Source organism: Streptomyces sp. SAS_281 (assembly GCF_052542855.1).
This window is the reverse complement of record NZ_JBMNDO010000203.1, coordinates 1-8,106: the sequence shown is the minus strand read 5'-3', so window position 1 is coordinate 8,106 and position 8,106 is coordinate 1. Positions and strand designations below refer to the sequence as shown.

General features: G+C 72.6%; 10 protein-coding genes. 6 read left to right on the top strand and 4 right to left on the bottom strand.

Annotation, left to right across the window (positions count from 1 at the left end):
* Nucleotides 1–46 precede the first annotated feature (46 nt).
* The 3 genes from ACN6LM_RS37110 to ilvA all read right to left on the bottom strand — a co-directional run bounded on the left by ACN6LM_RS37110 (nt 47) and on the right by ilvA (nt 3,225).
* Nucleotides 47–910 (bottom strand): ABC transporter permease, encoded by an 864-nt coding sequence (locus ACN6LM_RS37110; protein ID WP_445069835.1) that lies wholly within the window; start codon nt 908–910, stop codon nt 47–49.
* Entirely contained in the window at nt 907–1,893 is a 987-nt protein-coding gene (locus ACN6LM_RS37105; RefSeq protein ID WP_445069834.1) for an ATP-binding cassette domain-containing protein, read from the bottom strand. The genes ACN6LM_RS37110 and ACN6LM_RS37105 overlap by 4 nt, the downstream gene beginning before the upstream one ends.
* 102 nt (nt 1,894–1,995) lie before the next feature.
* On the bottom strand, nt 1,996–3,225 hold the full coding sequence (gene ilvA / locus ACN6LM_RS37100; protein WP_445069833.1) for a threonine ammonia-lyase: 1,230 nt from the start codon (nt 3,223–3,225) through the stop codon (nt 1,996–1,998).
* 156 nt (nt 3,226–3,381) lie between these two features.
* On the opposite strand from ilvA, the gene ACN6LM_RS37095 reads away from it, so the two are divergent.
* From ACN6LM_RS37095 to ACN6LM_RS37080, 4 genes are read left to right on the top strand one after another with little or no spacing between them, the layout of a single operon-like run.
* Nucleotides 3,382–3,912, top strand: coding sequence for a MarR family winged helix-turn-helix transcriptional regulator (locus tag ACN6LM_RS37095; RefSeq protein WP_445069832.1), 531 nt, complete (start codon nt 3,382–3,384; stop codon nt 3,910–3,912).
* 57 nt (nt 3,913–3,969) lie between these two features.
* Nucleotides 3,970–4,464 (top strand): sigma factor-like helix-turn-helix DNA-binding protein, encoded by a 495-nt coding sequence (locus tag ACN6LM_RS37090; RefSeq protein ID WP_445069831.1) that lies wholly within the window; start codon nt 3,970–3,972, stop codon nt 4,462–4,464.
* A complete protein-coding gene (locus tag ACN6LM_RS37085) occupies nt 4,461–4,709 on the top strand; it encodes a hypothetical protein (RefSeq protein ID WP_445069830.1) in 249 nt (82 codons plus the stop codon). Before ACN6LM_RS37090 ends, ACN6LM_RS37085 begins: the two co-directional genes overlap by 4 nt.
* 56 nt (nt 4,710–4,765) lie before the next feature.
* Nucleotides 4,766–4,951, top strand: coding sequence for a DUF1059 domain-containing protein (locus ACN6LM_RS37080; protein WP_445069829.1), 186 nt, complete (start codon nt 4,766–4,768; stop codon nt 4,949–4,951).
* A 53-nt stretch (nt 4,952–5,004) separates the two neighbouring features.
* Here ACN6LM_RS37080 and ACN6LM_RS37075 read toward each other — a convergent pair whose 3' ends face one another.
* Complete coding sequence (locus ACN6LM_RS37075; RefSeq protein WP_445069828.1) at nt 5,005–6,150, bottom strand: cystathionine gamma-synthase; 1,146 nt, start codon at nt 6,148–6,150, stop codon at nt 5,005–5,007.
* 66 nt (nt 6,151–6,216) lie between these two features.
* Here ACN6LM_RS37075 and ACN6LM_RS37070 point away from each other — a divergent pair, with 66 nt between their 5' ends.
* Entirely contained in the window at nt 6,217–7,323 is a 1,107-nt protein-coding gene (locus ACN6LM_RS37070; protein WP_445069827.1) for a hypothetical protein, read from the top strand.
* A 62-nt stretch (nt 7,324–7,385) separates the two neighbouring features.
* The gene (gene msrA, locus ACN6LM_RS37065; protein WP_445069826.1) at nt 7,386–8,051 is read left to right on the top strand and encodes a peptide-methionine (S)-S-oxide reductase MsrA; all 666 of its coding nucleotides are present in this window, start codon (nt 7,386–7,388) and stop codon (nt 8,049–8,051) included.
* Nucleotides 8,052–8,106: the final 55 nt, after the last annotated feature.

Here is an 8,106-nt window from a genome sequence, read left to right as displayed (position 1 = left end):
GATCTGCCGCATCGCGCGGCCGGGGCTCCTCCGTGTCCGGGGCCGCTCAGTGGGAGACCGAGCGGTACTTGCGTACGGCCAGGGTCCGGAAGACCACGATGATCAGGACGGACCAGATCAGCGAGGCCCAGACGGGGTGTTCCATCGGCCAGGCGCCGGTCACCGACTTCGGGACGCCTTCGATCGTGTTGCCGAACAGTTCCCGGGCCGCCGCCACCGTCGCGCTGAACGGGTTCCACTCGGCGACGTACTGGAGGAACGTCGGCATCCCGTTGACCGGCACGAAGGCGTTCGAGATGAACGTCAGCGGGAAGAGCCAGATCAGGCCGCCCGAGGTGGCCGCCTCCGGGGTGCGGACGGTCAGGCCGATCAGCGCGCCGATCCAGGTGAACGCGTAGCCGAGGAGCAGGAGCAGCCCGAAGCCGCCGAGGACCTTGCCGATGTTCTCGTGGGTGCGCCAGCCGACGAGCAGGGCCACGCCCGCGAGGACGACGAGCGTGACGGCGGTCTGCACCAGGTCGGCCAGCGTCCGCCCGGTCAGCACGGCGCCCCGGGCCATCGGCAGCGACCTGAACCGGTCGATGAGGCCCTTGTGCATGTCCTCCGCGATGCCCGCGCCGGCGCCCGCGGTGGCGAAGGTCACGGTCTGCGCGAAGATCCCGGCCATCAGGAACTCCTTGTACGCGCTCGCGCTGACGCCCGCGCCCGGAATGGCGATCGAGCCGCCGAAGACGTACGTGAAGAGCACCACGAACATGACCGGCTGGATGATCCCGAACAGGATCATCTCGGGGATCCGGGTCATGCGGATGAGGTTGCGCTTGCCGATGACCAGCGAGTCGCGGACCGACTGGCCGATGCCGCCGCCCGGCCGTGGGGCGGTCGTACGGGCTTCGCTGAGGGCGCTCATTTCTCCGTCTCCGATCCGGGGGTCCCGGCGTCGTTCTTCTCCTGTTCGGCCGCGTGGCCGGTGAGCGAGATGAACACGTCGTCCAGCGTGGGCCGGCGCAGCCCGATGTCGTCGATCTCCACGCCCTGGGCGTCCAGGTCGCGGATGACCTCGGCGAGGAGCTTGGCGCCGCCCTCGACCGGGACGGTCAGCTTGCGCATGTTCGGCAGGACGGCGGTCTCGCCCTTGCCGAGGCGGGTGAGGACGGTGCGGGCCCGCTCGATCTGCTCGGGGTCGTGGACGACGACCTCGACGCGTTCGCCGCCGATGCGGGCCTTGAGCTGGTCGGAGGTGCCGCGTGCGATGACGCGTCCGTGGTCGATCACGCAGATGTCGTGGGCGAGGTGGTCCGCCTCCTCCAGGTACTGCGTGGTCAGCAGCAGGGTCGTGCCGCCGGCGACCAGTTCCTCGATGACCTCCCAGAGCTGCTGGCGGTTGCGCGGGTCGAGGCCGGTCGTCGGCTCGTCCATGAACATGACCGGCGGGGAGACGACGAGCGCCGCCGCCAGGTCGAGGCGGCGGCGCATGCCCCCGGAGTACGTCTTGGCGGGGCGGTCCGCCGCGTCGGACAGGTGGAAGCGGTCGAGGAGTTCGCCCGCCCTGGCCTTCGCCGCGCGCCCGCTCATCTGGTAGAGCTGGCCGACCATGCGGAGGTTCTCGCGGCCGGTCAGGTATTCGTCGACGGCGGCGAACTGGCCGGAGAGCCCGATCGAGCGCCGCACCTCGTTGGGATGCTTCAGGACGTCGATCCCCGCCACGAAGGCGGTGCCGCTGTCCGGCCTGAGCAGCGTCGTCAGGACCCGGACGGCGGTCGTCTTGCCGGCCCCGTTGGGGCCGAGGAGCCCGAGTACGGTCCCTTCCGGCACGTCGAGGTCGACACCGCCGAGTGCTCGGACGTCACCGAAGGTCTTGACGAGCCCTTCGGCGTAGATGGCGCCTGGCATATGGGATTCCCCCAGTGCGTTCGGATGGCTACCTCTCGGATCCAGATCCTAGGGACGCCCGGGGCGCGACGCCCGGTGAACACACGAGCGGGTCCCACCTCGTCAGCCCATCACCAGATAGCCCGCGTCCCGCAGCGCCGCCTTCACGTCGTCGCAGTGTTCGGGCCCCTTCGTCTCCAGGTGCAGCTCCACCTCCGCCTCGGTGAGGCCGAGCCGGGGGTCCGTACGGGCGTGGCTGACGTCCAGGACGTTGGCGTCGGCGACCGAGAGCACGCCGAGCATGGCGGCCAGCGCGCCGGGCCGGTCGGTGAGCCGCAGCCGCAGGCTGAGGTAGCGGCCGGCCGCCGCCATGCCGTGGGTGAGGATGCGCTGCATCAGCAGCGGGTCCACGTTGCCGCCGGAGAGCAGCGCCACCACCGGGCCGTGGAACGCCTTCGGATCGCTGAGGAGCGCGGCGACCGGGCTCGCCCCCGCGGGTTCGACCACCATCTTGGCCCGCTCCAGGCAGAGCAGCAAGGCGCTGGACAGCTCGTCCTCGGAGACCGTACGCACCTCGTCCACCAGGTCCCTGACCAGGGCGAACGGCACGTCTCCCGGGCGCCCGACCTTGATGCCGTCCGCCATGGTCTGGAGCATGCCGATGGAGACGGGGCGGTCGGCCGCCAGGGACGGCGGGTAGCACGCGGCACCGGCCGCCTGCACGCCGACGATGCGCACGTCGGGCCGGACGGCCTTGACCGCGACCGCGATGCCGGCCGCGAGCCCGCCGCCGCCGATGCCGACGACGATCGTCCGTACCTCGGGGCACTGCTCCAGGATCTCCAGGCCGACCGTGCCCTGCCCGGCGATGATGTCGGCGTGGTCGAAGGGGTGGATGAACACCGCGCCGGTCTCGCGCGCGTACTCCTGCGCGGCGGCCAGGGTCTCGTCCACGACGGTGCCGTGCAGCCGCACCCGGGCCCCGTACTCGCGGGTCGCGGCCACCTTGGGCAGCGGTGCCCCGACGGGCATGAAGACCGTGGAGCGTACGCCGAGAAGCGCAGACGCGAGGGCGACACCCTGCGCATGGTTCCCGGCACTCGCGGCCACGACGCCCGCGGCGCGTTCGACCGGGGTGAGTCCCGAGATGCGCACGTAGGCGCCCCGCAGTTTGAACGAGCCGGTCCGCTGGAGGTTCTCGCACTTGAAGAGGACGGGCGCGCCCACGAGGCCCGAGAGATGGCGGCTTCCTTCGAGCGGGGTGACTTTGGCGACCCCGGAGAGCATCTTCTGCGCCCCCCGTACGTCATCGAGGATCACGGAGGGAAAGCTGCCGGGCGACGGGAAGTTCATACCGTAAGTCTTGCAGCTCGCAGGTGTCACGGCCGCCGCTTGCGGGGCCGTCCTGCGCCGATGTCCGCAGGTTTGTGCAGCGCTGGTACGCGTTGCCCCGGGGCCGCGTACTCTGTCCCCCACCCATCCGACACCGCACGAAGAGAGCCCCCGGCCATGCCCCCTCAGGACATGACGACTGCCTCGTCTCCTTCCGGGGGCGCTGCCCCGGAAAACCCGGGTCCCGACCACGTTCTCGACACCCTTCAGCACCAGGTGGCCGTCTTCGCCCGCCGGGCCGAGCAGACCCGCCTCGGCGGGGTGGGCCAGGTGCGCAACTCCATGGACCGTGCGGCCTATCTGCTGCTGAACCGGCTCGACCGGGAAGGGCCGATGGGCGTCAAGGCGCTGGCCGCCGGGATGGGGATCGACTCCTCCACGGTGACCCGGCAGGTCGCCCCGCTGGTCGACACCGGCCTGGTGAAGCGGACCTCGCACCCGGAGGACGGCCGGGCGGTCGTGCTCCAGCTGTCACCGCGCGGCCAGGCCCGGCTGGACGAGGTCCGGGACTCGCGGCGGGAGTTGATGTCGCAGGTGACGGACGGGTGGAGCGAGGAGGAGCGGGACACGTTCTGCGCGCTGCTCACCCGGTTCAACGCGGCGCTGGCGGCCCGGCAGGCCGCGCACCAGACGGCACCCGCGAACTGAACACCCGCCGGGCCCCCGGGGGTTGACCTGAGCGGCGCGGCGCGCTCGGATTGACGTGTGCGAGAGCGTCATGCGGGCCCACGACGGGGCCGCGCCCCGGACTTCGAGTCCTTCGTCGCGGGCGCGGCGGGCCGTCTGCTGCACACGGCCACGCTGCTCACCGCCGAACCGGCGGACGACCCCGGCGCCAACCCGCACGCGCGACGGCTGCTCACGGCCTCGCTCGCCCGGACGTTCGCCGACTGGGAGCGGCTGCGGGGCGAGGACCCGTACGACCGGGCCCGGCAGGAGCTGGCGGCCCGGTTCGCCCGCGAGGCGTGGCGCCACCACCGGCCGCGCGGCGGCCTGCTGGACCGGCTGACCCCGCAGGAACGTCTCATCCTGGTGCTGCGGCTGTACGAAGAGGTCCCGGAGGAGCAGACGGCGGCCCTGCTCGGGCTGGCCCAGGACCGGGTGCGCGCGGTCTGCAACCGGTCGGTGGCCACGATGCGCGGCACCAGGAACCCGACCCCGCGCCGGGGCCCGGCCCGGCTGCTGGGGGCCGCGCCGTGAGCGGGACCGGGCGCCGCGAGGACGAGGTGCGCCGGATGCTGGAGGGCCCGCGTCCGCAGGTGCCCGCCGATCTGGCGGCGTCGGCGGCGGAGCGGGGCGGGCGGCTGCTGCGACGACGGCGGGCGCTGCACAGGCTCTGGGTGCTGGCGCTGGTCGCGGCCGTGGCGGTGTTCACGGTGTGGGCGCTGGCGGCCCGGCCCTGGGAGACGCCTCCGGCGGAAACGACGCCGGTGGTGGTCTGGTAGACGCGGCGGCCCGGGCGTTCCGGACTACCCTGGTAAGGAGTGGTCAGGAGGCTGTCATGACCCGGAAAATCGCTGACTGCCGCAAGTATCCGAGTGAGACGGACTGCTCGCTGACGATCGCCGGCGAGGAGGAGGAAGTCGTGCGGGCCGCGAGCGAGCACGCCGTCTCCGTCCACCGGCACACCGACGGTCCCGAGCTGCGGGAGCAGGTGCGGGCGACGCTGGAGGACGAACCGGCCTGAAGCCCGGGCGGGGGGGGGGTCCCGGCCCCGCCCCTTCTACCCGCTCACGCCTCTCAGCCGAGCGCCTGCGTCAGGTCCGCCAGCAGGTCGTCCGCGTTCTCGATGCCGACGGAGAGGCGGACCAGGTCGGCCGGGACCTCCAGCGGGGAGCCGGCCGCCGAGGCGTGCGTCATGCGGCCGGGGTGTTCGAGCAGCGATTCGACGCCGCCCAGGGACTCGCCCAGGGTGAACAGCTTCGCCCGGTTGCAGACCTCGACCGCCGCCTCCTCGCCGCCCGCGACGCGGAAGGACACCATGCCGCCGAAGGCCCGCATCTGCTTGGCGGCGACCTCGTGGCCCCGGTGCTCGGGCAGGCCCGGGTAGAGGACCTGGGTGACCTTGGGGTGCCGGGTCAGCAGCTCGGCGACCTTGGTGGCGTTCTCGCTGTGGCGGTCCATGCGTACGGCGAGCGTCTTGATGCCGCGCAGCACCAGCCAGGCGTCGAACGGGCCGGCGACGCCGCCCATCGCGTTCTGGTGGAAGACCAGCTCGTCCGCGAGGTCCGGGTCGTCGACGATCAGCGCGCCGCCGACGACGTCCGAGTGGCCGCCCATGTACTTGGTGGTGGAGTGCACGACGACGTCCGCGCCGAGCGCCAGCGGCTGCTGGAGGTAGGGGCTCGCGAAGGTGTTGTCCACGACGAGGCGGGCCCCGGCGGTGCGGGCGACCTGGGCGACGGTGGCGATGTCGGTGATGCCGAGCAGCGGGTTGGACGGGGTCTCCACCCAGACCGCCTTGGTGCGCGGGGTGATCGCCGCGCGGACCGCCGCCACGTCCGAGGTGTCGGCGACGGAGAACTCCACGCCCCAGCGCGAGGCGACCTTCGCGAACAGCCGGAACGTGCCGCCGTAGGCGTCGTTCGGGATGACCACGTGGTCGCCGGGGGTCAGCAGCGTCCGGAGCAGGCAGTCCTCGGCGGCGAGGCCGGAGGCGAAGGCGAGCCCGCGCCGGCCGCCCTCCAGGGCCGCGAGGTTCTCCTCCAGGGCGGTGCGGGTCGGGTTGGCGCTGCGGCTGTACTCGTAACCGCCGCGCAGTCCGCCCACGCCGTCCTGCTTGTACGTGGACACCTGGTAGATGGGCGGAACCACGGCGCCGGTGAGGGGGTCGGCGGTGTTCCCCGCGTGGATCGCGCGGGTTTCGAAGCTGTGCTGGTCGCTCATGGGGCCGAGCGTAGTTCGTCACGAGGGGGCTCACGGGTCACATGGCCGTCCGGTGACAATGGGTGCATGGAGATTCTGTGGTTCCTGCTCGCGCTGTGTCTGCTGACCGCCGCGATCGGCCCGTACGTGCTGCGCCGGCGCGGTGGCGGCATCCGGCTGGCCGCGCCCGGCTCGCCCGACGCCGCCGATCCGCAGGACTACGGCTTCGCGCGCCAGGAGGAGCTGGACGTCCGGACGCCGGGGCCGGACCAGGACCTGCTGGACGTGCTGGAGGTCGTGCAGCACACGCAGGAGTGGCGGGCCGCGTCCCAGCTGCTGGCCGGGACGCCGAAGGAGGGCGAACTGCGCTGGCAGCGGGTACAGGCGTTCGCCGGGGCGGCCTCGCTGGAGCTGCTGCGGCAGCCGGGCGTCGGCGGGGCGTGGCTGCGCAAATGGCGCGCGGAGGCTCCGAAGGACGCGGGCGCGGCGGCGGTGCACGCGGAGTTCCTGGTGCAGCAGGCGTGGCGTTCGTCCACGGCCGGTACGGACGACTTCCGGATCATCCTGGAGGAGGCCCGTACGGTGATCGGCGAGGCCGCCCTGCTGGCCCCGGGCGACCCGGTCCCGTACATCGTGGAGCTGGCGGTGGCGCGCGGACTGGGTTATCCCGGCGAGGAGTTCGACCGGCTGTGGGCGAAGATCATCGACCGCGCCCCGGCGCACCTGGGCGCGCACATCGCGGCGCTGCACTTCTGGAGCGAGCGGTGGCACGGCTCGCGCGAGGAGGCCGAGCGCTTCGCGACGGCCGCCGCCGCCCGTGCCCCGCAGGGCTCGCTGCTGGCCGGGCTTCCGCTGTTCGCGGTGTACGAGCATCTGCCCGAGGTCAATCTGGTGCGCGGCTTCTACGAGAGCCAGGTGGTGACCCGGGCCGTGGAGGGCGCCATGTACGCGGTGCACGCGGCGCGCGCCGACGACCCGATGCTGCCGCACGTGCGCCATCTGCTGGTGCTGTTCCTGGTGCGGATGGAGCGCTGGTCGGAGGCGGTGCACCAGCTGGTGCACATCGACGGGTACGTGGGCGCGCTGCCGTGGACGGCGAGCGAGGACCCCGCCGCCGAGTACGCGGTGTACCGGGCGCTGGCGGTCGCGGGGTACGAGGCGAACGGCGGCAGCCCGGCGTCGCTGCCGCGTTAGGAATCCGCAGGCCGCTCCGCGCGTTGTACGGACAGCACGCCCGAACCAGGAGGAGCCCCCGCATGTTCCTGCACCGCCGCACCCCTCAGCTCCCCACCCCGGAGGAGGCCCTGCGCGGCCGTTCCGTCCCCGAGTTCACCGTCCCGTCCCGGCACACGGTCCTGGGCAACCCGTTGCTCGGTCCGTACCCGGAGGGCCTGGAGACCGCCGACTTCGCGCTGGGCTGTTTCTGGGGCGCCGAGCGCAAGTTCTGGCAGACGGAGGGCGTCTGGACGACGCTCGCCGGCTACCAGGGCGGCTACACGGAGAATCCCGCGTACGAGGAGGTCTGCTCGGGCCTCACCGGCCACACGGAGGCCGTCCGCGTCGTGTACGACCCGCGGACCGTCACGTACGCCGAGCTGCTGAAGCTGTTCTGGGAGTCCCACGACCCGACCCAGGGCTTCCGCCAGGGCAACGACGTGGGTACGCAGTACCGTTCTGCGGTCTACACCCACTCCCCCGAGCAGGCGGAGGCCGCCGCGGCCTCCCGGGAGGCGTACCAGCGGGTCCTGACGGCCTCCGGCCACGGCGAGATCACCACGGAGATCCTGCCGGCCGAGGGCCGCCCGTTCTGGCCCGCCGAACCGGCGCACCAGCAGTACCTGGACAAGAACCCGGGCGGCTACTGCGGCATCGGCGGCACGGGTGTCTCCTGCCCGGTGGGCGTGGCCCCGGCGGAGAGCTGAGCGATACGGGAACGGGGCCGGGGCAAGCACCACGCACGCCGGACCGACCAGCGAG

Coding starts and splice junctions, on each gene's coding strand:
- ACN6LM_RS37110 (WP_445069835.1), bottom strand. CDS start 910: ATGAGCGCCCTCAGCGAAGCCCGTACGACCGCCCCACGGCCGGGCGGC.
- ACN6LM_RS37105 (WP_445069834.1), bottom strand. CDS start 1,893: ATGCCAGGCGCCATCTACGCCGAAGGGCTCGTCAAGACCTTCGGTGAC.
- ilvA (WP_445069833.1), bottom strand. CDS start 3,225: ATGAACTTCCCGTCGCCCGGCAGCTTTCCCTCCGTGATCCTCGATGAC.
- ACN6LM_RS37095 (WP_445069832.1), top strand. CDS start 3,382: ATGCCCCCTCAGGACATGACGACTGCCTCGTCTCCTTCCGGGGGCGCT.
- ACN6LM_RS37080 (WP_445069829.1), top strand. CDS start 4,766: ATGACCCGGAAAATCGCTGACTGCCGCAAGTATCCGAGTGAGACGGAC.
- ACN6LM_RS37075 (WP_445069828.1), bottom strand. CDS start 6,150: ATGAGCGACCAGCACAGCTTCGAAACCCGCGCGATCCACGCGGGGAAC.
- ACN6LM_RS37070 (WP_445069827.1), top strand. CDS start 6,217: ATGGAGATTCTGTGGTTCCTGCTCGCGCTGTGTCTGCTGACCGCCGCG.
- msrA (WP_445069826.1), top strand. CDS start 7,386: ATGTTCCTGCACCGCCGCACCCCTCAGCTCCCCACCCCGGAGGAGGCC.